The sequence below is a fragment of the Thauera sp. WH-1 genome (assembly GCF_047806685.1).
In the GTDB taxonomy this organism is placed as follows: domain Bacteria; phylum Pseudomonadota; class Gammaproteobacteria; order Burkholderiales; family Rhodocyclaceae; genus Thauera.
The window spans coordinates 202,715-225,510 of the sequence record NZ_JBLQGP010000001.1 but is presented as its reverse complement, the minus strand read 5'-3'; the positions used below and the strand labels follow the sequence as shown (position 1 = coordinate 225,510).

At 69.1% G+C, this 22,796-nt stretch carries 25 protein-coding genes and 1 other RNA gene; 15 read left to right on the top strand and 11 right to left on the bottom strand.

Going from position 1 to position 22,796, the window contains the following annotated elements; genetic code table 11:
* Positions 1 to 5: 5 nt before the first annotated feature.
* Complete coding sequence (locus ACMV5O_RS01065) at positions 6 to 803, top strand: symmetrical bis(5'-nucleosyl)-tetraphosphatase (RefSeq protein WP_416161723.1); 798 nt, start codon at positions 6 to 8, stop codon at positions 801 to 803.
* Here ACMV5O_RS01065 and ACMV5O_RS01060 read toward each other — a convergent pair.
* Entirely contained in the window at positions 788 to 1,639 is an 852-nt protein-coding gene (locus ACMV5O_RS01060) for a lysophospholipid acyltransferase family protein (protein ID WP_416161722.1), read from the bottom strand. The two genes, ACMV5O_RS01065 and ACMV5O_RS01060, sit on opposite strands and share 16 nt — an antisense overlap.
* 38 nt (positions 1,640 to 1,677) lie before the next feature.
* Positions 1,678 to 2,445 carry a GNAT family N-acetyltransferase gene (locus ACMV5O_RS01055; RefSeq protein WP_416161721.1) on the bottom strand — a complete coding sequence of 256 codons (768 nt, stop codon included), beginning with the start codon at positions 2,443 to 2,445 and terminating at the stop codon, positions 1,678 to 1,680.
* 111 nt (positions 2,446 to 2,556) lie between these two features.
* Between ACMV5O_RS01055 and ACMV5O_RS01050 the strand changes: the two genes are divergently transcribed.
* From ACMV5O_RS01050 to ACMV5O_RS01040, 3 genes are all read left to right on the top strand, one after another.
* Complete coding sequence (locus ACMV5O_RS01050; protein ID WP_416161720.1) at positions 2,557 to 2,976, top strand: HIT family protein; 420 nt, start codon at positions 2,557 to 2,559, stop codon at positions 2,974 to 2,976.
* A gap of 78 nt (positions 2,977 to 3,054) precedes the next feature.
* Positions 3,055 to 3,990, top strand: coding sequence for a carbohydrate kinase family protein (locus tag ACMV5O_RS01045; RefSeq protein WP_416161719.1), 936 nt, complete (start codon positions 3,055 to 3,057; stop codon positions 3,988 to 3,990).
* An 11-nt stretch (positions 3,991 to 4,001) separates the two neighbouring features.
* Entirely contained in the window at positions 4,002 to 4,457 is a 456-nt protein-coding gene (locus tag ACMV5O_RS01040) for a glycine zipper 2TM domain-containing protein (RefSeq protein WP_324537858.1), read from the top strand.
* A gap of 43 nt (positions 4,458 to 4,500) precedes the next feature.
* On the opposite strand, the gene ACMV5O_RS01035 is transcribed toward ACMV5O_RS01040, so the two are convergent.
* The 6 genes from ACMV5O_RS01035 to ACMV5O_RS01010 form a co-directional block, all read right to left on the bottom strand.
* Positions 4,501 to 5,700 (bottom strand): DUF3426 domain-containing protein, encoded by a 1,200-nt coding sequence (locus tag ACMV5O_RS01035; RefSeq protein ID WP_416161718.1) that lies wholly within the window; start codon positions 5,698 to 5,700, stop codon positions 4,501 to 4,503.
* A complete protein-coding gene (gene prmA / locus ACMV5O_RS01030; RefSeq protein ID WP_416161717.1) occupies positions 5,697 to 6,599 on the bottom strand; it encodes a 50S ribosomal protein L11 methyltransferase in 903 nt (300 codons plus the stop codon). The genes ACMV5O_RS01035 and prmA overlap by 4 nt, the downstream gene beginning before the upstream one ends.
* Positions 6,600 to 6,606: 7 nt before the next feature.
* Complete coding sequence (gene accC, locus ACMV5O_RS01025) at positions 6,607 to 7,965, bottom strand: acetyl-CoA carboxylase biotin carboxylase subunit (RefSeq protein ID WP_416161716.1); 1,359 nt, start codon at positions 7,963 to 7,965, stop codon at positions 6,607 to 6,609.
* Positions 7,966 to 7,972: 7 nt separating this feature from the next.
* Positions 7,973 to 8,431: an acetyl-CoA carboxylase biotin carboxyl carrier protein gene (accB, locus tag ACMV5O_RS01020; protein WP_416161715.1), complete on the bottom strand. Its 459-nt coding sequence runs from the start codon at positions 8,429 to 8,431 to the stop codon at positions 7,973 to 7,975.
* Between the two features lie 364 nt (positions 8,432 to 8,795).
* Entirely contained in the window at positions 8,796 to 9,347 is a 552-nt protein-coding gene (locus ACMV5O_RS01015; RefSeq protein ID WP_416161714.1) for a TlpA family protein disulfide reductase, read from the bottom strand.
* The gene (locus ACMV5O_RS01010) at positions 9,344 to 9,961 is read right to left on the bottom strand and encodes a hypothetical protein (protein ID WP_416161713.1); all 618 of its coding nucleotides are present in this window, start codon (positions 9,959 to 9,961) and stop codon (positions 9,344 to 9,346) included. Before ACMV5O_RS01010 ends, ACMV5O_RS01015 begins: the two co-directional genes overlap by 4 nt.
* 81 nt (positions 9,962 to 10,042) lie before the next feature.
* Between ACMV5O_RS01010 and mpl the strand changes: the two genes are divergently transcribed.
* Positions 10,043 to 11,392 carry a UDP-N-acetylmuramate:L-alanyl-gamma-D-glutamyl-meso-diaminopimelate ligase gene (gene mpl, locus ACMV5O_RS01005; protein ID WP_416161712.1) on the top strand — a complete coding sequence of 450 codons (1,350 nt, stop codon included), beginning with the start codon at positions 10,043 to 10,045 and terminating at the stop codon, positions 11,390 to 11,392.
* 87 nt (positions 11,393 to 11,479) lie between these two features.
* On the opposite strand, the gene ACMV5O_RS01000 is transcribed toward mpl, so the two are convergent.
* Genes ACMV5O_RS01000 through ACMV5O_RS00990 form a run of 3 tightly spaced genes read right to left on the bottom strand, consistent with a single transcriptional unit; the run spans position 11,480 to position 13,202 of the window.
* Positions 11,480 to 12,154: a BON domain-containing protein gene (locus tag ACMV5O_RS01000; RefSeq protein ID WP_416161711.1), complete on the bottom strand. Its 675-nt coding sequence runs from the start codon at positions 12,152 to 12,154 to the stop codon at positions 11,480 to 11,482.
* The gene (locus ACMV5O_RS00995) at positions 12,154 to 12,747 is read right to left on the bottom strand and encodes an SIS domain-containing protein (RefSeq protein WP_416161710.1); all 594 of its coding nucleotides are present in this window, start codon (positions 12,745 to 12,747) and stop codon (positions 12,154 to 12,156) included. The genes ACMV5O_RS01000 and ACMV5O_RS00995 overlap by 1 nt, the downstream gene beginning before the upstream one ends.
* A gap of 44 nt (positions 12,748 to 12,791) precedes the next feature.
* Positions 12,792 to 13,202 carry a YraN family protein gene (locus ACMV5O_RS00990; protein ID WP_416161709.1) on the bottom strand — a complete coding sequence of 137 codons (411 nt, stop codon included), beginning with the start codon at positions 13,200 to 13,202 and terminating at the stop codon, positions 12,792 to 12,794.
* On the opposite strand from ACMV5O_RS00990, the gene rsmI reads away from it, so the two are divergent.
* The 10 genes from rsmI (at position 13,201) to ACMV5O_RS00940 (ending at position 22,796) form a co-directional block, all read left to right on the top strand.
* Complete coding sequence (gene rsmI, locus ACMV5O_RS00985; protein WP_416161708.1) at positions 13,201 to 14,076, top strand: 16S rRNA (cytidine(1402)-2'-O)-methyltransferase; 876 nt, start codon at positions 13,201 to 13,203, stop codon at positions 14,074 to 14,076. The two genes, ACMV5O_RS00990 and rsmI, sit on opposite strands and share 2 nt — an antisense overlap.
* Positions 14,077 to 14,200: 124 nt before the next feature.
* Positions 14,201 to 15,244: a dihydroorotase gene (gene pyrC / locus ACMV5O_RS00980; RefSeq protein WP_416161707.1), complete on the top strand. Its 1,044-nt coding sequence runs from the start codon at positions 14,201 to 14,203 to the stop codon at positions 15,242 to 15,244.
* Between the two features lie 2 nt (positions 15,245 to 15,246).
* On the top strand, positions 15,247 to 15,681 hold the full coding sequence (locus tag ACMV5O_RS00975) for a hypothetical protein (protein WP_416161706.1): 435 nt from the start codon (positions 15,247 to 15,249) through the stop codon (positions 15,679 to 15,681).
* A 25-nt stretch (positions 15,682 to 15,706) separates the two neighbouring features.
* Positions 15,707 to 16,090: RNase P RNA component class A (rnpB, locus tag ACMV5O_RS00970), an RNA gene on the top strand.
* 396 nt (positions 16,091 to 16,486) lie between these two features.
* Entirely contained in the window at positions 16,487 to 16,930 is a 444-nt protein-coding gene (gene mraZ / locus ACMV5O_RS00965) for a division/cell wall cluster transcriptional repressor MraZ (protein WP_416161705.1), read from the top strand.
* The gene (gene rsmH / locus ACMV5O_RS00960; protein ID WP_416161704.1) at positions 16,927 to 17,862 is read left to right on the top strand and encodes a 16S rRNA (cytosine(1402)-N(4))-methyltransferase RsmH; all 936 of its coding nucleotides are present in this window, start codon (positions 16,927 to 16,929) and stop codon (positions 17,860 to 17,862) included. The genes mraZ and rsmH overlap by 4 nt, the downstream gene beginning before the upstream one ends.
* Positions 17,859 to 18,125: a cell division protein FtsL gene (gene ftsL / locus ACMV5O_RS00955; protein WP_416161703.1), complete on the top strand. Its 267-nt coding sequence runs from the start codon at positions 17,859 to 17,861 to the stop codon at positions 18,123 to 18,125. Before rsmH ends, ftsL begins: the two co-directional genes overlap by 4 nt.
* The gene (locus ACMV5O_RS00950; protein ID WP_416161702.1) at positions 18,122 to 19,885 is read left to right on the top strand and encodes a peptidoglycan D,D-transpeptidase FtsI family protein; all 1,764 of its coding nucleotides are present in this window, start codon (positions 18,122 to 18,124) and stop codon (positions 19,883 to 19,885) included. The genes ftsL and ACMV5O_RS00950 overlap by 4 nt, the downstream gene beginning before the upstream one ends.
* A complete protein-coding gene (locus tag ACMV5O_RS00945) occupies positions 19,882 to 21,387 on the top strand; it encodes a UDP-N-acetylmuramoyl-L-alanyl-D-glutamate--2,6-diaminopimelate ligase (RefSeq protein WP_416161701.1) in 1,506 nt (501 codons plus the stop codon). Before ACMV5O_RS00950 ends, ACMV5O_RS00945 begins: the two co-directional genes overlap by 4 nt.
* Positions 21,384 to 22,796, top strand: coding sequence for a UDP-N-acetylmuramoyl-tripeptide--D-alanyl-D-alanine ligase (locus ACMV5O_RS00940; protein WP_416161700.1), 1,413 nt, complete (start codon positions 21,384 to 21,386; stop codon positions 22,794 to 22,796). The genes ACMV5O_RS00945 and ACMV5O_RS00940 overlap by 4 nt, the downstream gene beginning before the upstream one ends.

Genomic DNA, 22,796 nt, shown 5'->3' with positions numbered 1-22,796 from the left:
TGACGATGGCAACCTACGCAATCGGCGACATCCAGGGCTGTTATGCACCGCTCGCGCGCATGCTCGACAAGCTTGCGTTCGACCCCGCGGCAGACCGGCTGTGGATCGTCGGCGACCTCGTCAACCGCGGGCCCGAATCGCTGCGGGTGCTGCGCGCCCTGCGCGATCTGGGCAAGGCGGCCACCATCGTGCTGGGCAATCACGATCTCTACCTGCTGATGGTGGCGGCCGGTCTCAAGCATCGCGACAGCGACGACACCTTGTTCCAGGTACTCGAGGCGCCCGACCGGGAAGAGCTGATCGACTGGTTGTGCTGCCTGCCGCTGATCGTCGTCGAGGGTGAGCACGTGCTGGTGCACGCCGGACTGCTGCCGCGGTGGACCGTGACCCGGGCACAGGCGCTGGGCGCCGAGGTCAGCGCTGCGCTGTCGGGGCCGCGTGCGCGCGAGTTCCTGCTCAACATGGGCGGCAACCGGCCCGAGCGCTGGTCGGACGGCCTGAAGGGCTGGGACCGGCTGCGGGTGATCGTCAACGCGCTCACCCGGTTGCGCTTCTGCACCGCCGATGGGCGCATGGACCTGCGCGCCAAGGGCGCGCCGCACAAGGCGCCGCCGGGCATGATGCCGTGGTTCAGGGTGCCGGACCGCTTCAGTCGCACCCACACGATCGTCTGTGGGCACTGGTCGGCGCTGGGCTTTTACCGCGAGCAGGGCCTGATCGCGCTCGACTCGGGCTGCGTCTGGGGGGGCAAGCTCACTGCGCTGCGGATCGAGGACGATGCGGTGTTTCAGGTACCGGGCTGAGGCGACGCGGCGCCGGGCTCGGCGATCACGGCGGCGATCTGCGCATGCGCATGCGCGGCGAGCGTGCGCCGATCCACTCCGTCGCAGGTGGGAATCGGTGCCGCCACGCTGACGCGGGCGATCGTGCGGCGGCTGGCGACGATGTTGACCACGCACGCGCCGAGGCTGAGCTCGCCGTCGTAGGCCGGGGCGCGGCTGAAGCGATCGTCCGCCGTGCGGTACTGCAGGGCGAGCGGCTGCAGCGGGTGGCCGCAGGCGATCGCCGGTTGCAGCAGGGCCGCGTGAAAGTGCAGCAGGTGGCTGCCGTCGGTGGTCGTGCCTTCCGGAAAGATCGCCACGTTGCAGCCGGCGTTGAGCAGGGCGGCAGTTTCCGCATTGATGATGCGCGCATGGCCGCGACTGCCGCGGCGCAGGAAGATGGTGTCGTTGCGCGCCGCCAGCCAGCCGATGAGTGGCCAGGTGCGCACCTCGGCCTTGGACACGAAGGCCGACGGCGCGAGTGCGTTGATGACGAAGATGTCGACCCAGGAGATGTGGTTGGCGACGAGCATGCAGCCGGGCGTGACGGGCTCGCCGCGCGCCTCGAGCTCGATGCCGAGCACGCGCAGCAGCCCCGCCGACCAGTGGCGCCGCAGGGCCTGGTGGGTGGGGCGACTGCACAGGGGATAGACGAAGGCGACCGTCAACAGGCCCTGTGCGAGGTGCAGCGCCAGCCGGCCATAGCGCCAGGCGCGCAGCAGGCGCGGCGTCCGCTGGCTGGCGGCCGAGCCTGCGGCCGGTGCCGCTTGCGGAGGCGTCACGTCAGCGATGGCGGCCTTGTGCTCGGCGGCGTTCATCGTGCTCGGTTCCGTGTCGCGGTGGCGGGCTTTCTCGTTCAGTCCTTGCGTCCCAGGAAGTGCTTGGCGTAGCGCTCGTCGACCTTGCCCATCGGCAACAGGATCGGCAGGTCGGCGGTGTTGAAGTCGGGATCCCAGGCCGGCGCGCCACAGATCCAGGCGCCGGCGCGCAGGTAGCCCTTGATCAGCGGCGGCGGCTCGACGGCGAGGTCCTTGCGCAGGCTCTCGAGTGGCAGCGGGGCACGCGGAAAGACATGGTAGTCGAGCGGTGCCAGGTATTGATCGCGCAGCCGATTATACAGGCTGGCTGCGGCGTGGCCGCCGTCGCCCATGCTCACCGAGGCGCAGCCGATCAGGTAGTCGTAGCCGTTCTCTTGCATGTAGCGCGCCAGCCCCGACCACAGCAGGGTGATCACCGCACCGCTGCGATACTCGGCGTCGATGCACGAGCGGCCGATTTCCACCAGCCGGCTGCGCAGGTGCTGCAGCCGGGTGAGGTCGAATTCGTTCTCCGAGTAATAGCCGCCGACCTTGCGCGCGGCCGACGGCGACAGGATGCGATAGGTGCCGACGATACGGCCGGCGTCCTCGTCGCGCACGATCAGGTGCTCGCAGAAGGGGTCGTAGATGTCGCGGTCGACCCCTGGCGTACGGGTCGGCAGGCGTGCGCCCATTTCCTCGGCGAACACGCGGTAGCGCAGCTTCTGCGCCGCGAGGATCTCGGTCTCGCAGGTGGCGAGCCCCACGTGCAGGTTGCGCGACTTGCGTGCGGCGCCTTCCGGGCGTGGCTGGACGTGCTGGAGCATGGCGGTCTTCCGTGCTGTTCGTTTGGCGCCATTCTCGAAAGCGCGCGTTGCGATGCAGTGACGCGCTCATTACGATGTGGTGACACGCACAACGGAAAGGAGCCTGGAAGCATGGAAAACTGTGTGTTCTGCCGCATCGTCAAGGGTGAGCTGCCGGCGTCGAAGGTCTTCGAGGACGAGCACACCCTCGCCATCATGGACATCCAGTCGGTCAACCCGGGCCATATGCTGGTGCTGCTCAAGCCGCACCGTGCCAATGTCTATGAGCTCGACGACAGCCTCGCCGGCGCCGCCTTTCGCACCGCGGCACGCATGGCGCGCGCGGCCAAGCAGGCCTTTGGCTGCGAGGGGGTGACACTGCTCCAGGCCAACGAGAAAGCCGGCGCGCAGACCGTGTTCCATTTCCACATCCATGTGCTGCCCCGCTGGGAGGGCGATGGCATGGAGCTCGCATGGCCGGTGAAGAATCCGCCACGCGAGGCGCTCGAGGCCATGGCGGAGAAGCTGCGCGCCGCCCTGGCGGTGGGCTGAAGCCAGGCCCGCGCAAGCGGGCAACATGGGGGGCGGCGGATTTTGGGATAATGGTGCTTTCCTTCGCCACGCCTGCCAATGTCCATCCTCGTCTGCGGATCAGTCGCCTACGACTCGATCATGGTCTTTCCCGACCGCTTCAAGAATCACATCCTGCCCGAGCAGATCCACATCCTGAACGTCTCCTTCCTGGTGCCCGACATGCGCCGGGAGTTCGGCGGTTGCGCGGGCAACATCGCCTACAGCCTCAAGCTGCTCGGCAGCGACCCGCTGATCATGGCGACGGTGGGTGAGGATGCCGGGCCCTACCGCGCCCGCCTGCAGGCGCTCGGCATGCGCCAGGACCACCTGCGTGAGGTGGCGGGCAGCTTTACCGCCCAGGCCTTCATTACCACCGACCTCGACGACAACCAGATCACCGCCTTCCATCCGGGAGCGATGTTCCACGCCCACCTCAACGACGTGCGCGAGGCGCGCGGCGTGAGGCTGGGCATCGTGTCGCCGGACGGTGCGGACGGCATGCTGCGCCACGCGGCCGGCTTTGCCGAGGTGGGCGTGCCCTTCGTCTTCGATCCCGGCCAGGCGCTGCCGATCCTCGGTAGCGAAGCGTTACTGAATTGTCTGCAACAGGCGCGCTACTGTACGGTCAATGACTACGAGGCCCGCCTGATGTGCGACAAGACCGGGCGCAGCGAGGCTGAACTCGCGCGCGAGGTCGAGGCGCTGGTCGTGACGCTGGGCGCGGAGGGTTCGCGCGTTCATTGGCACGGCGAGGTGTTCTCCGTGCCGGCGGTCAAAGCCGACGCGATCGTCGATCCGACCGGTTGCGGCGATGCCTACCGGGCGGGCCTGCTGCACGGGCTGGTCAACGATTGGCCGTTGTTGAAGAGCGTGCGCCTGGCTTCGGTGATGGGCGCGATCAAGATCGCGCATCGCGGTGGGCAGAACCACCAGCCGACGCGGGCGGACATTGCATCCCGCTTTGCGGCGGAGTTCGGGGAGGAACTTGGGTGAATCACAAGGGAATGAAGTTGCGCGCGGCCGTCGGTGCGATCGTTGCCGTGCTGGTGCTTGGCGGCTGTGCGCAAGGCCTGGGCGGTGGCACGTATTCGCGCACCGAGGCGCGCAGGGCGATGACCGTGCAGTTCGGCACCATCGAGTCGGTGCGCGCGGTGCAGCTCGAGGGCACCAAGACACCGATCGGAACCGTTGCCGGGGCGGCGGTCGGCGGCATTGCCGGCAGCACCATCGGCGGTGGGCGCGGCCAGGCGGTCGCCACCGTGCTCGGGGCGGTTGCAGGTGGCGTGGCAGGCTCGGCGGTCGAGGAGGGCGCGACCCGCACGCCGGGTGTCGAGGTGACGGTGCGCCTGGACAACGGTCAGTTCCTCGCCGTGGTGCAGGGCGATGAGGGCGAGCGTTTCCGCCCGGGCGAGCGCGTGCGGGTGTTGCGCGATGGCGGCACCACGCGCGTCACGCGCTGAGCGGACGCGTCGCGGCGCGCGGCTTGCAACGCGCGCGCCGGGTTCAAGGGTAAAAGAGGTAGATGCGGTAGCCGGTCGGCGCGATCCCCGGTGCCTCGAAGGGGATGCGCACGCCGACCGCACTGCGGGCTGAAAAAGCCTCGGCGGATTGGGTGTCTGGCAGCCAGTCGGCCGGTGCCAGCACGCGACGGGAGATCGGCTTGTCGCCGGCATCGGTCAGCGTCAGTTCGAGGTGCGGCCAGTGCTGCGGGTAGTCGGCGCGGTTGTTGAGCGTTGCCTGCAGCAGGTAGTGACCGGGTCGGCCCGGTTCGGATTGCAGTTCCGATGCGTCGATGGCAATGCGGTCCGCATCGCGCGCATAGGGCACCGTGCAGCCGATCGGCGTGCAGGCGGCGACGAGCAGGGGCCGCAAGCCGGGCAACTCGCGTGCGATTTCCATTCGATACAGATAGCCGAGCTGGGTGCCCAGCAGGCCGAGCATCAGCACCAGGACCAGGCTCGCAAGTGCGCGTACAGCCGGGTGGGCGGCCTGCTTCGGGCGGCCATAGGCGGCGTCGAGGCGGGCGATGTCCGGTGCAGGCTCCGGTGCAGGCTCCGGTGCAGCTTGCGCCGCCGGTTGCGCGGGGGGCTCCGTCTCAGGCGCGGACTCGCGTGCTGCCACGGCCGAGGGCTCCGCTGGCACGGCAGCGGCCGCGCGGCGGCCGCTGCGCAGCACATCGGGCATCACCTGCGGGATGAAGGCGGCTTGTGCGTGTGCCGCTGACCCTTCGGCGTCGTACGACAGGTTGTAGTCGGTCAGTCCAGTGCGTTCGAAGGGCACGGGCGACGCGGGCACCTCACGGCGTTCGGGCTCCTCCGCGCGCTCGGCCCATGCTGCCCCCTTGGCCGACTCGGCAGGCCGGGGTTCGTCGGGCGGCGTAAAGTCCGGAATCTCGAAATCCAGGGCCGCACCGGCCGAAGGCGGGGTCTGCGGCTTTTCCGCGAGCACGAAGAAGTCCGCCGCCTGTGTGCGCCGGGTGGCGCGTTCCAGGGTGGGCGGCGGCGACTCGCTGTGGTCCGGGCGGGCCACGCCTGCCGCGGACGCAGTAGCGGGCGGCGCCTCGACCGGCCTGTCGATGGCGTGCTCGAGCGCGTTGAAGGGGTGGAAGCAGTGCCCGCAGCGCACCTCGCCACGCCTGGCGTGCAGCTGCTCCGGCCGCAGCCGGAACACCGTCTGGCAGGCGGGGCAGCGCGTGAGCATCATGGCCTGGGGCGCTGTCCTTCGAGCCGTATCCAGCCGTCCAGGCTGGCGCCGACGTGCAGCGTGACAAGGGGGGCCCAGGCCTCGATGACCTGCTCGGCCTGGGTGTCGAGCACACCCGACAAGGCCACCCGGCCGCCAGCGGCGATGCGGGCGGCGATCGCCGGCGCGAGCACGCACAGCGGATTGGTGAGGATGTTGGCGACGACGAGGTCGAAGGTCTCACCCACCGGGATGCCCGAGTGCTGCAGGCGCAGGTCCACGGCATTGCGTCCGGCATTGTCACGCGCTGCCTCGACCGCCTTCTCGTCGATGTCGATGCCCAGCACGTTGCCGGCACCGAGCTTGGCCGCGGCGATGCCAAGGATACCGGAGCCGCAGCCGTAATCGAGCACGCTGCAGCCGGGCGTGACCACGTCGCACAACCATTGCAGGCACAGCCGGGTGGTGGGGTGCGAGCCGGTGCCGAAGGCCATGCCGGGATCGAGTTCGATGTTGATCGCATCGGCGTCGGGCGCTTCGTGCCAGGACGGCACGATCCACAGCCGGTCGGTGATGCGGATGGGGTCGAACTGGCTCTGCGTGAGCTGCACCCAGTTCTGCTCGGCCACCTCTTCCGAGGTGAACGGCGGCACGGCATCGAAGCCGGCCGCCCGTGACGCCTCGGCCAGCATCGCAGCGAGGGTCTCGCCGGCGCTGCCAGCATCGAACAGCGCGATCACGCGGCTGTGGTCCCACAAGCCGGTGGGCAGGTGTCCGGGCTCGCCGAACTGCGGTTTCTCCGCCTCGGTGCCGGCGTCCGCGTCCTCGATCGAGACCGACAGCGCGCCGGCCTCCATCAGGGCGTCGGAGAGGGCCTCGGCCTTGTCGGCCTCGGCCTGCAGGGTGACGGAGATCCACATTCTCGCGTCAGTCCTTCACTTCGTTGCGATCGGCGAGCTTGTGCTCCAGGTAGTGGATGCTGGTGCCGCCTTCGTTGAAGCGCGGGTCGAGCATCAACGTCTGGTGCAGCGGGATGTTGGTCTTGATGCCCTCGACCATCATCTCGGACAGGGCGATGCGCATGCGGCGGATCGCCTGGTCGCGGGTGTCGCCGTAGGCGATCAGCTTGCCGATCATCGAGTCGTAGTGCGGCGGCACCGTGTAGCCGTTGTAGACGTGCGAGTCGACGCGGATGCCGGGGCCGCCGGGCGTGTGCCAGTTGCTGATGCGTCCCGGTGAAGGGGTGAACTTGAACGGATCCTCGGCATTGATGCGGCACTCGATGGCATGGCCGCGGAACTCGACGTCACGCTGGCGGAACCACAGCTTCTCGCCCGCCGCCACCCGGATCTGCGCCTGCACCAGATCGACCCCGGTGATGAACTCGGTGACCGGGTGCTCGACCTGCAGCCGGGTGTTCATCTCGATGAAGTAGAACTCGTCGTTCTCGAACAGGAATTCGAAGGTGCCGGCGCCACGGTAACCGATCTTGCGGCAGGCCTCGGCGCAGCGCTCGCCCACCTTGGCGATCAACTTGCGATCGATGCCGGGCGCGGGCGCCTCCTCGATCACCTTCTGGTGACGACGTTGCATCGAGCAGTCGCGCTCGCCCAGATAGACCGCGTTGCCATGCTGGTCGGCCAGCACCTGGATCTCGACGTGGCGCGGGTTCTCGAGGAACTTCTCCATGTACACCACCGGGTTGCCGAAGGCCGCCTGGGCCTCGGCGCGGGTGGTGGTCACGGCGTTTAGCAGGGCCGCCTCGGTGTGCACCACACGCATGCCGCGCCCGCCGCCGCCGCCCGCCGCCTTGATGATCACCGGATAGCCGACGGCGCGGGCGATCTTGACGATCTCCTTGGGGTCGTCGGGCAGGGCGCCGTCCGAGCCCGGCACGCAGGGCACGCCGGCGGCCTTCATCGCGTCCTTCGCCGAGACCTTGTCGCCCATCAGGCGGATGGTGTCCGGGCGCGGTCCGATGAAGACGAAGCCGGATTGTTCGACGCGCTCGCCGAAGTCAGCGTTTTCGGACAGGAAGCCGTAGCCGGGGTGGATGGCCTCGGCGTCGGTCACCTCGGCCGCCGAGATGATGGCCGGCACGTTCAGATAACTCAGGCTGGATGAGGCCGGGCCGATGCAGACCGATTCGTCGGCGAGGCGCACGTACTTGGCCTCGGTGTCGGCCTCGGAGTGCACCGCGACGGTCTTGATGCCCAGCTCGCGGCAGGCGCGCAGGATCCGCAGCGCGATCTCGCCGCGGTTCGCGATCAGGATCTTCTCGAACATGGCGCGCTCAGCCGATGACGAACAGGGGTTGGCCGTACTCGACCGGCTCGCCGTTCTCGACCAGGATGGCCTTGATCACCCCGCTCGCGTCGGCCTCGATCTCGTTCATCAGCTTCATCGCCTCGATGATGCACAGGCGCTCGCCTTCGTTGATGCTCTGGCCGACCTCCACCAGGGGTTTGGCGCCTGGTGCGCTGGCCCGGTAGAAGGTACCGACCATCGGCGACTTGACGATGTGACCTTCGGGCAGCGCATTGGCGGCCGGGGTTGCTGCTGGGGTGCCGGCGGCGGGGGGGGCGGCAGGGGCAGGCGGAGCACTGGCGGGAACTTGCGCATAGTAGGTCGCAGGAGTCGGGTTCGCGTGCTTGGCGATGCGGACCTTCTCTTCGCCCTCGGTGACCTCCAGTTCGGAAATGCCCGATTCCTGGACGAGGTCGATGAGTTTCTTCAGCTTGCGCAGATCCATGGTTTTCTCCGGACAGGGCCGCAGCGCTCGGACAGGCTGCGGTCGGATGTTGAGTGATTTTTTTGCGGTGTGAAGACGACGACCCGTCGCTCGATGGCTGGCGCTGCCATTGCAGCGTGCCCGCCTTCGCGCCCATTCAGGCGCGTCGTCGTCGTGCGAGCGGGGGCTCGAGCCGCCCGTCAGCGCTCGCGTGCCCTGCGTCGACACCGCCGCAAGCGCGCGAAACCCAGGCTTCAGATGGCGTTTCGCGGCCTCGGGCGAGGTGTTGTGGCAGGCTTGTTGCGTGCTTCATGACGGCAAGTTTGCCGCAATTGCTTGCAAGTTGTCCACTTTTGGCTCGCTGGCTGCGGGTACGCGGGGGCGCTCAGGAGGGCAGCAGTGCGCGGATTTTGCGCTCGAGTTCCTCACGGTGCAAGGTTCCGAGCTTGAGGTGGCGAATCGTGCCGTCGCGATCGAGAATGACTGTAAAAGGCAGGGCGCGGGCCGTGTTGCCGAAGCCGGCGGCGAGTTCCAGCACCGGCGTGCCGGCGATCAGCAAGGGGTAGGGCACCTGGAATTCGGCATCGAACTCGCGCACCTTGTCCGCCGAGTCCACGCTGATGCCGACGAACTGCACCGGCTCGTTGGCCATTGCCTGGCTGACCGCGGAGAAGTCGGGGATCTCCTTGCGGCAGGGCGGGCACCAGGTGGCCCAGAAGTTGGCAACGATGATCTTGCCTTGCCACTGCGCCAGGGCCTGCTCCTCACCGTCGGTGTCGGGCAGGCGCAGCGCGAGCAGGGCGTCGATCGTCTCGCGCGAGACCGCTTGCAGGCCGGCGGGCACGCCGGGTTCGGCGTCGCGATTGCTCAGGTAGCCGGCGGTGGCCGCGCCGATCGCCACCACGGCGAACAGTGCGAGCTGGAGGCTGCGCTTCATCGTTGGGGGCTCCCTTCGTGGGTCGGGTCGTCTGCGGCGAGCAGGGCCTCGACCTGGGCGAGGCGGGCGCGCTCCTGCCCGCGGCGGATGGTGCGTTCTGCGCTCGAGGGGTATACCGACACCTTCACCGGCACCTCGTCCCAGTCGAAGCTGAGGACGGCCTCGGCTGCATGCGGGGCTGGCCGGCGGGGCTCACGGTGCTCGTAGGGAAAGTCCTGGTTGAGGAAGAAGATTTCGACGTCCTTGGTGCTTTCGGGAAAGATCTCGATCTCGAGCTCGGAATAGCGGCCGGCCGTGCCGTCGAGCGCGCCGCCGGTGAGATAAGGGCGAAAATCCGCCAGCAGGCGCATCACCTCGACCGCTGCGCCACGCATCTCGCGCAGCCGCTCGGGCTGCTCCTCGTCCTGGTAGAGCGCCTGCCAGGCGCGCAGTTCGGCCTCGATCTCGTTGTTGGTGGGCAGGGCGTCGGCGTCGGTGGCGCCGAGCTGCCTGGCCGCCTTGCGCTTGGCGAAGCCGAAGTCGCTGACGCCGTCCTCGGCCATCATGCGGGCGGCAAGCGCGGCGATTTCGCGTCTCAGACTGCCGCTGCGGGAAACATGGGCATGTGAGGGCATGATGGGGCTCGGGTAGAATGCGCGCCCATTGTACACGGGCCGGTTTCATCCGGATGACGGCCTCTCGGAGCTCAGCGCCTCATGCACATCCACATCCTCGGTATCTGCGGAACCTTCATGGGCGGCGTCGCCCTGCTGGCGCGCGCGGCCGGCCACACCGTCAGCGGCTGCGATGCCAACGTCTATCCGCCGATGAGCACCCAGCTCGAGGAGCAGGGCATCGGCCTGATCGAGGGCTACGACCCTGCTCAGCTCGAGCTCGAGCCCGACCTGTTCGTCATCGGTAATGCGGTGTCGCGTGGCAATCCGCTGCTCGAGGCCATTCTCGACCGTGGCCTGTCCTATGTGTCCGGGCCGCAGTGGCTGGCCGAGCACGTGCTGGCCGGGCGCTGGGTGCTGGCGGTCGCCGGTACCCACGGTAAGACCACAACCACCTCGCTGCTGGCCTGGATCCTGGAGGACGCCGGCCTCAATCCCGGCTTCCTGGTCGGTGGCGTGCCGCAGAACTTCGGTGTGTCGGCGCGGCTCACCGAGTCGCCGTTCTTCGTCATCGAGGCCGACGAATACGACACCGCCTTCTGCGACAAGCGCTCCAAATTCGTGCATTACCGTCCGCGCACGGCGATCCTCAACAACCTCGAGTTCGACCACGCCGACATCTTTGCCGACCTTGCCGCGATCGAGACCCAGTTCCATCACCTGGTGCGCACCATCCCGGCCAGCGGACGCATCGTTGCCAATGCGCACGAGGACAGCCTCAGGCGCGTGATCGCGCGCGGCTGCTGGTCGGAGCTCGAGTGGTTCAATGACGGCACACAGTGGTCGGCGGGGGCCGGCGTGAGCGACGCCGAGGCGGTGTTCCGTCTTGGCGGGGTCGAGCTCGGTCGGGTCGAGATGGCGCTCGCGGGCAGTCACAATCGCGACAACGCCCTCGCCGCGATTGCCGCCGCGCGCCACGTCGGCGTCACGCCGGCGCAGGCGATCGCCAGCCTGGCGCGCTTTGCCGGCATCAAGCGCCGCCTCGAGCTGCGCGGCACGGTGGGCGGCGTGCGGGTGTATGACGACTTCGCCCATCATCCGACTGCGATCGCGCTCACCGTCGACGGGCTGCGCCGGCGCGAGCCCGCAGGGCGCATCCTCGCCGTGCTCGAGCCGCGCTCCAACACCATGAAGCTGGGCGTCATGAAGGCGCAGCTGCCGGCCAGCCTGGCGGGGGCCGATGCCGTTTTCTGCTACCGTCAGGGTCTGGGCTGGGACACGGCCGAGGCGCTCGCGCCGCTCGGCGCGCGCGCGCACAGCTACGATGCACTTGAAGAACTGGTGGCCGATGTGGCGGCGCAGGCGCAGGCCGGTGATCACATCCTGGTCATGAGCAATGGCGGCTTCGGCGGCGTCCACCAGAAACTGCTCGACGCCCTCGCCGCGCGCTGACGGCATCGTTCGCGGCGCGGCCCCGTACGCCGTGCGTCGGCCGGCCCGCCGCCGGCATCGTTGCGCCGCAGGCCGTTCATGAGGGACTCAACGCCGTGCGCCGGTCGGGTTGTCGAGGCGGCGTGCCTCCTCGTCGCTGATGTACTCGAACACGCGCACCACCTTGCGCACGCCCTGGCTGGTGCGCGCGACTTCGGCCGCGGCATCGGCCTCGGCGCGGGTGACGATGCCGAGCAGGAAGACGGCATTGGCCTCGGTCACGACCTTGATGTGGTGGGCCGAGAAGCGCTGCGCATCGACGAAGCGCGCCTTGACGTTGGACGTGATGAGTGCATCGTTGGCGCGCGCGCTGAGCGTCGAGCTAGGGCCGATCACGACCTCGTTGATGACGCCGCGCACATGTTCGACACCCGCCACGATGCCGTCGAGCTCGGCGCGCACGGTCTCGTTGGGCGCCTCGCCGGTGAGCAGCACGTTGCGGTTGTAGGAGGTGACGTTGACATGGACGGTGTTGCCATAGCGCTGGCGGATGCGGCTGGACACCTTCCATTCGATGCTCTCGTCCTCGACGTAGGTGCCGCTGGTGCGGCGGTCGGAGACCATCGCCGCGCCGGCGCCGACGCCGGTGGCTACGACCGGGAAGCAGCCCTGCAGCAGCGGCAGCGCGCCCGCGGCGGCAAGGCCTAGCAGCAGCGCACGGCGGCGTCCGTCGGTGGCAGGGCGTTCGACTTGCAGGGGGCGGGCGGGGGGCAGCGTGTTCATCAGTCTTCCACTCCTAATAACAGACAGTCGATGCCGTCGCAGAGGCAATGCAGCACGAGCAGGTGCAGCTCCTGGATGCGTGCCTTGCGTTCGGCTGGGGTACAGATGTGAATGTCGTCCGGGCCGAGGCAGTCGGCGATCCGCCCGCCGTCGGCGCCGGTGAGGGCAATCACCCGCATGTCGCGCTCGTGCGCGGCGCGGATCGCCCCCTCGATGCGCGCCGAGTCCGCGCTGGCCGACAGGGTCAGGAGGATGTCGCCGGGGTGGCCGAAGGCCTCGATCTGGCGCGCGAACAGGCTCGCCGTGTCGGGGTCGCCGGCCAGCGGCGCAAGGGTGGACGTGTCGGCGCTGAGCGCCAGCGCGGCGAGCGACGGGCGCTCGAACTCGAAGCCATTCACCAGCTGGGCGGCGAAGCGCCGCGCGTCACCGGCCGAGCCGCTGCCGCCGCACACGAGCACCTTGCCGCTCTCGAGCAGGCTGGCGGTGATGACTTCGACGGCACCGGCGATAGGCGCGGCGAGCATTTCGAGCGCCTCGAGCGAGGTGCGCATGTTGTCTTCGAACTGCCGCGAGATGCGGTCGATCAGATTCATGCTGCGTTGGTCGTCTGCAGGGCGTGAAAGTCTAGCATGCAGTGTCAGCCGGCATCGAAGGCGCCGGGTAACCAGGTGATGCGGGCCGGGTCGAGGGCGTCGAGCAGCACGGCGTCGAAGCGGCAGGGCGCGCTCTGAAAACGCCTCCCCGCCCCGCCCAGCCACCACTGCGCGGCGATCAGCACGCGTCGGCGCTTGGCCGCGGTGATGCTCTCGGCGGCGCCGCCGAAGCGCGTGTTCGTCCGCAGGCGCACCTCGACGAAGACGACATGGCGGCGGTCGAGGCAGATCAGGTCCACCTCGCCGCCGCGGCAGCGGACGTTGCGCGCCAGCACGCGCAGCCCGCGGGCGGCGAGATGGTCGGCGGCGAGCGCCTCAGCCGCCGCGCCGCGCGCTTGCGCCGCCGTCCGGCGGGCGTCGATACTGTGCGCCCCCGCGCGCTCGAACTCACCCATGACTGTCTCCGCCCCCCTGCCTGATCGACCGCTTTCAAGTACGCCGTCATTGTATGTGGTGGCGACGCCGCTCGGTAACCTGCATGACATCACGCTGCGCGCGCTGGCGGTGCTGGGCGCGGTCGATGTGGTGGCGGCCGAGGACACGCGCCACAGCCAGCGCCTGCTCGATGCCTTCGGGCTCAGGGTGCGCATGCAGGCGGTGCATCAGCACAACGAGCAGGCGGCCGCAGCCCGGCTGATCGAACTCCTCGCCGCCGGCCGCCAGGTGGCGCTCATCACCGATGCAGGCACGCCGGCGGTGTCCGACCCGGGCGCAAGGCTGGTTGCGCGCGTGCGCGCGGCCGGCCATCCGGTGGTGCCGCTGCCCGGGCCGTGCGCGGCGGTCGCGGCGCTGTCGGTGTCCGGTTTCGCCGAAGGCGGGTTTCGCTTTGTCGGCTTCCTGCCGGCCAAGGCCGGCGCGCGGGTCGCGGCGCTCGGTGAGCTGGCCGACGCGCACGAGGCGCTGGTGTTCTACGAGGCGCCACATCGCATCCTCGAGTGCGTGGCCGACATGGTGCAGGTCTTCGGCGGCGCGCGCGAGGTCCTGGTCGCGCGCGAGATGACCAAGCTGCACGAGCAGATCGTGCGCATGCCGCTGGCCGACGCCGCCGCCTGGTTTGCCGCCGACGCCAACCGGGTGCGCGGCGAGTTCGTGCTCGTGCTGGCGGGCGCGCCGGCGAGCGAGGGGCTGGCGGCCGAGGCCGAGCGCGTGCTCAGCCTGTTGCTCGAAGCCTTGCCGGTGAAGACCGCGGCACGACTGGCGGCCGACATCACCGGCGCGCCGCGCAAGGCCCTCTACGCACGCGCGCTCGAACTGCGCGCGCCGGACTGAGGCTGGCCCGCCTGCTGGCGACGGGGCCCCGCGCCCGTCGGCGGCGCGCACTGATCTGGCATGAGAGCGGCCGGCGCAAGCGGGATGCGCCTATAATCCCGGGGCTCTCACGAGGATCCGTTCCATGCATTCGATTACCCTTGTCCGCCCCGACGACTGGCATCTGCACGTGCGCGACGGCGCCGCGCTCGACGCCGTGGTGCCGCATACCGCTGTTCGCTTCGGCCGCGCCCTGATCATGCCCAATCTGAAGCCGCCGGTGACCACCACCGAGCAGGCCCTCGCCTACCGCGAACGCATTCTCGCCGCCGTACCGGGCTCGGGTTTCGAGCCGCTGATGACGCTCTACCTCACCGACAACCTGGCGGCCGACGAGATCGATCGTGCCGTGGCCAGCGGGCGCATCCCCGCCGCCAAGCTCTACCCGGCAGGGGCGACGACCAACTCCGACGCCGGCGTGACCGCGATCGAGCGCATCTACCCGGTGCTCGAGCGCATGGAAAAGCTCGGCATGGTGCTGTGCGTGCATGGCGAGGCCACCGGCCACGAGGTCGATGTCTTCGATCGCGAACGCGTCTTCATCGAGCGTACGCTGTCGCCATTGGTGCGTCGCTTCCCCGGCCTGAAGGTCGTGTTCGAACACATCACCACCGCCGAGGCGGCGCAGTTCGTGCGTGCGGCCGGTGCCAACGTCGGCGCCACGGTGACCGCCCACCATCTGCTGCTCAATCGCAACGCCATCTTTGCCGGTGGCATCCGCCCGCATCACTACTGCCTGCCGGTGCTCAAGCGCGAAACCCACCGCGAGGCCCTGGTCGCGGCGGTGACTTCGGGCAATCCGCGCTTCTTCCTCGGCACCGACTCGGCGCCGCATGCGCTCAGCACGAAGGAGAACGCCTGCGGCTGTGCGGGCTGCTACACCGCCCACGGCGGCATCGAGCTCTACGCCGAGGTCTTCGATGCAGCCGGCGCGCTCGACAGGCTGGAGGCTTTCGCCAGCCTCAATGGTCCCGCCTTCTACGGTCTGGCGCCCAACACCGACACCATCACTCTTGTGCGCGAGAGCTGGACCGTGCCGCTCAGCTACCCCTATCTCGGCAGCGATCCCGTCGTGCCCCTGCGTGCGGGCGAACAGATCGGCTGGAAGCTGGCGGGCGCGGGAGCGTGACCATGGCCAAGCGCAACATCGCCGCGCGTCGCCTGCTGGCAGCGGGCGCGCTGCTGCTGACCCTTGCCGGCTGCGAGAACAGCGCCACCTCCTACATGATCGAGGGCAGCCAGCACGCACTGATCCTGGTGCGCGAGCAGAAATTCCCCTGGGATGACGAGCTCAAGCAATCGATCATCGCCTCGCGCCTGCCCAGCTGCCAGAAACGCGTGCGCATCCATCCCGGCCCCACGGCGCTGGTCGAAATGCGCATCTACGCCGCCGGCGATCGCCTGTGGGCGCTGCATCAGGGCAACCGCTGGTACCTCGCCGGCACCGAGCAGTGCCTCGTCCAGGATTGGGACAACCCGGACGGCCAGCCGCCCGGTGCGCTGGTCGGCCGCTTCGTCCTCAAGGACGGCGCGCCCGCATTTGTCGCTGCGGCGGCTGCGAACTGATTCCTGCGCGTATAATCCGCCGCGGGAAGTTCGCCAGGCAGTCGCTGCGCACCTCGTCGTGCGTGGAGGAAAGTCCGGGCCCCGCAGAGCAGGATGCCGGCTAACGGCCGGGCGCCGTGAGGCGACGGAAAGTGCAACAGAGAGCAGACCGCCGATGGCTCGCGCGAGCGGGATCAGGTAAGGGTGAAACGGTGAGGTAAGAGCTCACCGCAGGACTGGCAACAGGACTGGCACGGCAAACCCCATCCGGGGCAAGGCCAAATAGGGGAGCATTGGCGTGGCTCGCGTCGCTCCCGGGTAGGCTGCTAGAGCGCCGTGGTAACACGGCCCCCAGAGGAATGACTGCCCGATGTCGCCGGCTCGCGCCGGTGGCGTTCGACAGAACCCGGCTTATCGGCGAACTTCCCCCACATCCGCCGCGTGGCAGCCCTTTGTGCGCCCGCGTCCGAATTTCCCACCTCATCGCCCCGTCCGGCGCGATCGCGACCACAAGTTGCGTTTCCGTCTCGCTCGACGGCGAATGTCGGTCTCGGACAGGCATTTCTTTACCCGTATATCCCACCTTCTCCCACATCCGCACGACGGAGGTCCCGGCTCGCGTCGAATCTCAGCATTGCATCGTATCGGCCTTGATTTTTCAGGATTTATTGGTGCTTCGTTACTGTGACATAAGTCATTGTGAAACAACGGGATTCCGGAGGCGCGACCTTGACCGGGTATGGCCTTTCCACTAAAGTGGGTTCAAGTGGAAAAAAGTGGGGGAAAGTGTCATTCCGATGCTTTCCCGACGCCGTCAGGGGGGACGATGTTCCAGGGGGCCGCAGCGCTCAATCTCGATGCCAAGGGTCGCCTTGCGATTCCCGCGCGGCATCGTGACGCCCTGGCCGTCGAGGACGGCCAGGTGGTGATGACTGCGCATCCCCACGGCTGTGTGCTGGTCTATCCGGTCCCGGCGTGGGTGCCGATTCGTGATCGAGTGCTGGGCCTGCCCGGGCTGGATGCCAAGACGGCCTTGCTCAAGCGCCTGCTGGTGGGCTTTGCCCAGGAGGAGGCGCTCGACGGCGCCGGTCGCGTGCTGGTGGCCCAGTCCCTGCGCAGGTTCGCCAAGCTCGACAAGCAGGTCTGGCTGGTCGGGCAGGGCAGTCACTTCGAGCTGTGGTCCGACGAAGGCTGGCAGCAACAGCAGCAGGCCATGTTCGAGATGGCCACCGCCGACCTGCCGGCCGGCTTTGAGAGCCTCACGCTGTGAGCACCGGGACCCATGTCAGCGTCCTGCTTGCGGAAGCGGTCGACGCCCTCGCCATCCATCCCGACGGCATCTACGTCGATGGCACCTTTGGTCGCGGCGGTCATAGCCGCGCCCTGCTCGCACGGCTGAGCGAGCAGGGGCGGCTGATCGCCTTCGACCGCGATCCGGCGGCGATCGACGCCGGCCGCGCGCTGGAGGATGCCCGCCTGACGCTGGTTCATGCCGCCTTCAGCGCCTTGGACGACGAGCTCGAGCGGCTTGGCGTCGAGGCCGTCGATGGCGTGCTGCTGGATATCGGGGTGTCCTCACCCCAGCTCGACGACGCCGCGCGCGGCATGAGCTTTCGCTTCGATGCGCCGCTCGACATGCGCATGGATACCAGCCACGGGCAGACCGTGGCCGAATGGCTGGCGGATGCCTCCGTCGGCGAAATCACGGAGGTCATCAGGGAATATGGAGAAGAACGGTTTGCTCATGCGATTGCAAAGGCGATTGCAGCTGCTCGGGCAGGGGGGGTTGTCGCAACCACTGGACAACTTGCCGCGATCGTGGAGAAAGCGGTCCGTACGCGCGAGCCGGGGCAGCACCCTGCGACACGCACCTTCCAGGCTCTTCGGATTTTCATCAATCAGGAGCTCGAGGAGCTGAGCCGCGTGCTGCCGGTCTGCGTGTCACGGCTGCGGCCCGGTGGGCGGCTGGTGGTGATCAGCTTTCACTCGCTCGAGGACCGCATCGTCAAGCGCTTCATGCGTGACGAGTCGCGCCCGCCGGTGCTGCCGCGGCGCCTGCCGCTGCGGGCGGCCGAGCTGCCGCAGCCGCGCCTGCGCCTGGTGGGCAAGTCGGTGCGCCCGGGCGAGGCCGAAGTCGCCGCCAACCCGCGCGCGCGCAGCGCCGTGATGCGCGTGGCCGAGCGGACCGAGGTGACGCCATGATGCGCGCCGACGCCGTGCTCGTCGCCCTCGTCGTGGCCAGCGCGCTGGGCGTGGTCTCGGCCCAGCACCAGGCCCGCAAGCTGCACGCCGAGTACGAGCGCGAGCAGAGCCGTGCCCAGGCGCTGGCGGTCGAGTGGGGGCAGTTGCAGCTGGAGCAGAGCACCTGGGCAACCCATGGTCGGGTCGAAAGACTGGCCCGTGAAAAGCTGGGTATGCGCCTGCCCCCGCCGGGGCAGGTGCTGGTGGTGGAGCCGCAATCATGAAGAACCCGCGCAGCGTAACCTTCAATCACAATCCGCTCCTCAAGCGTGATCTGCCGGCCTGGCGCCCGCGTCTGGTCATGCTCGCGCTGATGGGCTGCTCGGTCGCGCTGGCCGGTCGCGCGCTCTATCTGCAAGGGGTTCACAACGATTTCCTGCAGGCCAAGGGCGAGTCGCGCTACGCGCGCACGCTCGAAGTGCCTGCCACGCGGGGCCGCATCACTGATCGCAACGGCGACATCCTGGCGGTGAGCACGCCGGTGCGCTCGATCTGGGCACTGCCCGCCGATGCCCAGCTCGAGCCGGCGCAGGCGCGCGAACTCGCCCGCCTGCTCGAGATGGACGCCAACGAGCTCAATCGCCGCCTCGCCGCCAGCCGCGACTTCGCCTACCTGAAGCGCCAGTTGCCGCCCGAGGTCGCCAAGCAGGTCGCCGATCTGCGCCTGCCCGGCATCCATCAGCAGCAGGAATACCGGCGCTACTACCCCGGTGGCGAGGTCATGGCCCACATCCTTGGCTTCACCAACGTCGAGGACAAGGGCCAGGAAGGGATCGAACTCGCCTTCGAGAAGCAGCTTGCCGGCCGCCCCGGCGCGCGCCGCGTCATCAAGGATCGCCGCGGCCAGATCGTCGAGGACGTCGAGGCCATCCGCCCGCCGCGCGACGGCCAGGACGTCGCGCTGTCGATCGACGGCAAGGTCCAGTATCTGGCCTGGTCGGCCTTGCGCGAGGCGATGGAGCAGCACAAGGCGCAGGCGGGCGCGGTTGTCGTGCTCGATGCGCGCAGCGGCGAGGTGCTGGCCCTGGCCAACGCGCCGACCTTCAACCCCAACAACCGCGCCAACCTCAGTGGCGCCCAGTTGCGCAATCGCGTATTCACCGACACTTTCGAACCGGGCTCGGTGATGAAGCCCTTCATCGCGGCGCTGGCGATCGACCGCGGCAAGGCGACCCCGGACACCGTCATCGATACCGGCAACGGTCGCATGACCATCGGTACGGCAACGATCTCCGACGTCAAGCGCAACGGCCTCATGACCGTCGCCGAGGTCCTGCAGAAGTCCTCCAACGTCGGCACCGTCAAGCTCGCCCAGCAGTTCAGCGCCGACGAGATGTGGCACCTGTTCGATCAGCTCGGCTTCGGCACGCCGCTCAATCTCGGTTTTCCGGGCGAGGCCTCGGGCCGGCTGCGGCCGGCCAAGAGCTGGCGGCCGATCGAGCAGGCCACCATGTCCTTCGGCCATGGCATCTCGGTGAGCCTGATCCAGATGGCGCGCGCCTACCTCGTCTTTGCGCGCGACGGCGAGCTCGTGCCCTTGTCGCTGACCCGCGTCGACGGCCAGCCCAGTTCCGGGCGCCGCGTCTATTCGGCCGAGACCGCCCGTACCGTGCGCTCGATGCTGGTGGCCGGACCGAAGGGGACGGCGGTGCGCGCCCAGGTGCCGGGCTACACCGTGGCGGGCAAGACCGGTACCGCGCGCAAGCTCGAGAACGGCCGCTACGCCAGGAAGTACATCTCGTCCTACGTCGGCTTCGCGCCCGCGTCCAATCCGCGGCTGGTGGTCGCGGTGATGATCGACGAGCCGTCCGCCGGTCAGTATTACGGCGGTGCGGTCGCGGCGCCCTTGTTCTCCCGTGTCACCGAAGGCGCGCTGCGCGCCCTCGGCGTCGCGCCCGACGTGCCGCTCACGCCGCTGCAACTCGCTCGCCGCAGCGCTGACGAGGAAGCCGGCCGCACGCCTTCCAGCCGGGAGAACATGTGAGCGCCGCCCAAGCCCTCGCCCTGCTCGAGCAACTCCGAAGTCTCGGCGTCGCGCCGCGGGACATCACTGCCGATTCGCGCAAGGTGGCCGCCGGCAGCGTGTTCGCGGCCTGGCCCGGGCTGCGCACCGACGGACGCCGCTTTCTCGCCGACGCCGCCGCACGCGGCGCATCGGCCCTGCTGTGGGAGCGCGCCGGCGGCGTCCCGCCCGAAGGGGTGGCGGTGCCGGCGCTGGCCGTCGACAACCTGCGCGAGCTCGCCGGCCACCTCGCACACGAGATCCACGGCCGTCCCTCCGAGCGCCTGTGGCTGGCTGGTGTCACCGGCACCAACGGCAAGACCACGGTCACGCAGATGCTGGCGCGGGCGAGCGAGGAGTTCGGCGCGCGCTGCGGCATCATCGGCACGCTCGGCTGCGGATTCCCGGACGAACTCGAGGAGGGCATCAACACCACGCCCGATGCGCTCGATCTGCATCGCTGGCTGGCGCGCTTTGCCGCCGCCGGGGCCGGCGCGGCGGCGATGGAGGTGTCCTCCATCGGTCTCGACCAGGGCAGGGTGAATGGCGCTCAGTTCGATGTCGCCATCTTCACCAACCTGAGCCGCGACCACCTCGACTACCACGGCAGCATGGAGGCCTACGCCGAGGCCAAGGCCCGGCTGTTTGCCCGCCCCGAGCTGCGTACCTGCATCCTCAATATCGACGACCCCTTCGGCCTCACCCTGGCGCGGCGACTGGTCGGCGAGGGGCGCGAGGTGATCGCGTGCTCCCTGCACCAGGCCAACGCCGATGCCGTCCCCGGCGCGCGCGTGCTGCTCGCCGATCGCCTGCAGGCCGCGCCCGCCGGGCTGCGCTTCAGTCTGGTGTGGGCGGGGCGCGAGGCCGACGTCAACGTGCGCATGGTGGCGCCCTTCAACGTCTCCAACCTGGTCGCGGTGGCGGCGGCCCTGCTCGCGCGCGGTATCGATTTTGACGCGCTGCCGCCGGTGCTGTCGCGGCTCAGCCCGCCGCTGGGCCGCATGCAACTGGTGGGCGGTGTGTGTGAGCCGCTCGTCATCGTCGACTATGCCCACTCGCCCGATGCGCTGGCCAAGGTGCTCGAGGCCTTGCGCGGGACGGTGCACACCCGGCGCGGTCGGCTGGTGTGCGTGTTCGGCTGCGGTGGCGATCGCGATCCGGGCAAGCGGCCGATGATGGGCGAGGTGGCCCAGGCGCTGGCCGACCGCGTCGTTATCACCAGCGACAACCCGCGCTCGGAAGATCCGCTGCGCATCATCGAGGCGGTCGCTGCCGGCGCCGGCCCACAGGCCGAGAAGGTCGTCGACCGCGCCCAGGCCATCGCCATCGCGATCGGCGAGGCCGCCGCCGACGACATCGTGGTGATCGCCGGCAAGGGCCACGAGCCCTATCAGGAGGTCCTCGGCCAGCGCGTGCCGTTCTCCGATCTCGAGCAGGCGCGTGCCGCCCTGCAGGCCTGGCACCAGCGGGGAGAAGGCCGATGATGACGCTACAGGATGGCGCGCGCGCGCTGGCTGCCCATGGCGCGCGAGCGATTGGACTGGCACGCTTCGAGAGCGTCGGCAGCGACAGCCGCAGCGTCGCGCCCGGCCAGCTCTTCGTTGCCCTGCGCGGCGAGCACTTCGACGGCCATGACTTCGTCGCCGCCGCCGCCGCCGCCGGAGCCGCCGCCGCGCTGGTGGATGAAGCGGGCGCGGCTGCGCTCGCCGGCGCGCCACTGCCCCTGCTCGTCGTCGACGACACCCGGCTCGCGCTCGGCACCCTAGCCGCGGCCTGGCGTGCGCGTTTCGCCGTGCCGCTGATCGGCGTCACCGGCAGCAACGGCAAGACCACGGTCAAGGAGATGTGTGCTGCGATCCTGCGCGCCCAGGCCCGCCGCGACGGCTTCGGCGACGAGTCCGTGCTCGCCAACCGCGGCAACCTCAACAACGACATCGGCCTGCCGTTGACCCTGCTCGAGCTGCGTGACTTCCACCGCGCAGCGGTGGTCGAGATGGGCATGAACCAGCCGGGCGAGATCGCCTACCTGAGCGGCCTCGCGCTGCCCACCGTGGCGCTGGTGAACAACGCCCAGCGCGCTCACCTGCAGGGGCTCGGCTCGGTCGACGAGGTCGCGCACGAGAAGGGCACGATCTACCAGGGGCTCGGCGCCGCCGGCGTCGCCATCATCAACGCCGACGACACCCACGCCGGCTACTGGCGCTCGATCAACGCCGGCCGGGCGATTGTGACATTCGGTATCGAGCACGAAGCCGACGTGCGCGGTCGGTGTACCCTGCGCGGCCTCGGCTCGCGGCTCGAACTCGACACCCCCCAGGGGGAGGTCGAGTTCGCCCTGCAGGTGCCGGGTCTGCACAACGCACGCAATGCCGTTGGCGCCGCCGCGGCCTGCCTCGCGGCGGGGGTGTCGCTCGAGGCCGTCGCCGAGGGGCTGGCCGAGTTCGTCGGCACCCGCGGCCGCCTGCAGCGTCGCACCGGACCCAGAGGGGCGTTGATCCTGGACGACTCCTACAACGCCAACCCGGATTCGGTGCGCGCCGGCATCGATGTGCTCGCCGCCATGCCCGGCCACACCTGGCTGGTGCTCGGCGACATGGGCGAAGTCGGTGACAGCAGCGCGCAGGTGCACGACGAGATCGGTGGCTATGCCAAGAGCAAGGGCATCGACGGCCTCTTTGCGCTTGGCGACATGAGCGCGGTGGCGGCGCGCAACTTCGGCGACGGCGGACATCACTTCGGCTCGCCCGAGGCCCTCGTCAAGGCCCTCTTGCCCAGGCTGGATGCAGACTCGGTGGTGCTGGTGAAAGGCTCGCGGTTCATGCGTATGGAAAGGGTGGCGGACGCTCTTGTGGCAGTGCACAATTCCGCCCCTGCAAAGGAAACCGGCTCCTGA

Bases quoted from the DNA above. Each gene is read 5' to 3' on its own strand.
- pyrC (WP_416161707.1), top strand. From the start codon at position 14,201: ATGCATTCGATTACCCTTGTCCGCCCCGACGACTGGCATCTGCACGTG.
- mpl (WP_416161712.1), top strand. From the start codon at position 10,043: ATGCACATCCACATCCTCGGTATCTGCGGAACCTTCATGGGCGGCGTC.
- mraZ (WP_416161705.1), top strand. From the start codon at position 16,487: ATGTTCCAGGGGGCCGCAGCGCTCAATCTCGATGCCAAGGGTCGCCTT.
- accB (WP_416161715.1), bottom strand. From the start codon at position 8,431: ATGGATCTGCGCAAGCTGAAGAAACTCATCGACCTCGTCCAGGAATCG.
- ACMV5O_RS01050 (WP_416161720.1), top strand. From the start codon at position 2,557: ATGGAAAACTGTGTGTTCTGCCGCATCGTCAAGGGTGAGCTGCCGGCG.
- ACMV5O_RS01015 (WP_416161714.1), bottom strand. From the start codon at position 9,347: ATGAAGCGCAGCCTCCAGCTCGCACTGTTCGCCGTGGTGGCGATCGGC.
- ACMV5O_RS01000 (WP_416161711.1), bottom strand. From the start codon at position 12,154: ATGAACACGCTGCCCCCCGCCCGCCCCCTGCAAGTCGAACGCCCTGCC.
- rsmI (WP_416161708.1), top strand. From the start codon at position 13,201: ATGACTGTCTCCGCCCCCCTGCCTGATCGACCGCTTTCAAGTACGCCG.
- accC (WP_416161716.1), bottom strand. From the start codon at position 7,965: ATGTTCGAGAAGATCCTGATCGCGAACCGCGGCGAGATCGCGCTGCGG.
- ACMV5O_RS00995 (WP_416161710.1), bottom strand. From the start codon at position 12,747: ATGAATCTGATCGACCGCATCTCGCGGCAGTTCGAAGACAACATGCGC.
- ACMV5O_RS01040 (WP_324537858.1), top strand. From the start codon at position 4,002: ATGAAGTTGCGCGCGGCCGTCGGTGCGATCGTTGCCGTGCTGGTGCTT.
- ACMV5O_RS00975 (WP_416161706.1), top strand. From the start codon at position 15,247: ATGGCCAAGCGCAACATCGCCGCGCGTCGCCTGCTGGCAGCGGGCGCG.
- prmA (WP_416161717.1), bottom strand. From the start codon at position 6,599: ATGTGGATCTCCGTCACCCTGCAGGCCGAGGCCGACAAGGCCGAGGCC.
- ACMV5O_RS01065 (WP_416161723.1), top strand. From the start codon at position 6: ATGGCAACCTACGCAATCGGCGACATCCAGGGCTGTTATGCACCGCTC.
- ACMV5O_RS00940 (WP_416161700.1), top strand. From the start codon at position 21,384: ATGATGACGCTACAGGATGGCGCGCGCGCGCTGGCTGCCCATGGCGCG.
- ACMV5O_RS01055 (WP_416161721.1), bottom strand. From the start codon at position 2,445: ATGCTCCAGCACGTCCAGCCACGCCCGGAAGGCGCCGCACGCAAGTCG.
- ACMV5O_RS00950 (WP_416161702.1), top strand. From the start codon at position 18,122: ATGAAGAACCCGCGCAGCGTAACCTTCAATCACAATCCGCTCCTCAAG.
- ACMV5O_RS01060 (WP_416161722.1), bottom strand. From the start codon at position 1,639: ATGAACGCCGCCGAGCACAAGGCCGCCATCGCTGACGTGACGCCTCCG.
- ACMV5O_RS01010 (WP_416161713.1), bottom strand. From the start codon at position 9,961: ATGCCCTCACATGCCCATGTTTCCCGCAGCGGCAGTCTGAGACGCGAA.
- ACMV5O_RS01035 (WP_416161718.1), bottom strand. From the start codon at position 5,700: ATGATGCTCACGCGCTGCCCCGCCTGCCAGACGGTGTTCCGGCTGCGG.
- ACMV5O_RS01045 (WP_416161719.1), top strand. From the start codon at position 3,055: ATGTCCATCCTCGTCTGCGGATCAGTCGCCTACGACTCGATCATGGTC.
- ACMV5O_RS00990 (WP_416161709.1), bottom strand. From the start codon at position 13,202: ATGGGTGAGTTCGAGCGCGCGGGGGCGCACAGTATCGACGCCCGCCGG.
- ftsL (WP_416161703.1), top strand. From the start codon at position 17,859: ATGATGCGCGCCGACGCCGTGCTCGTCGCCCTCGTCGTGGCCAGCGCG.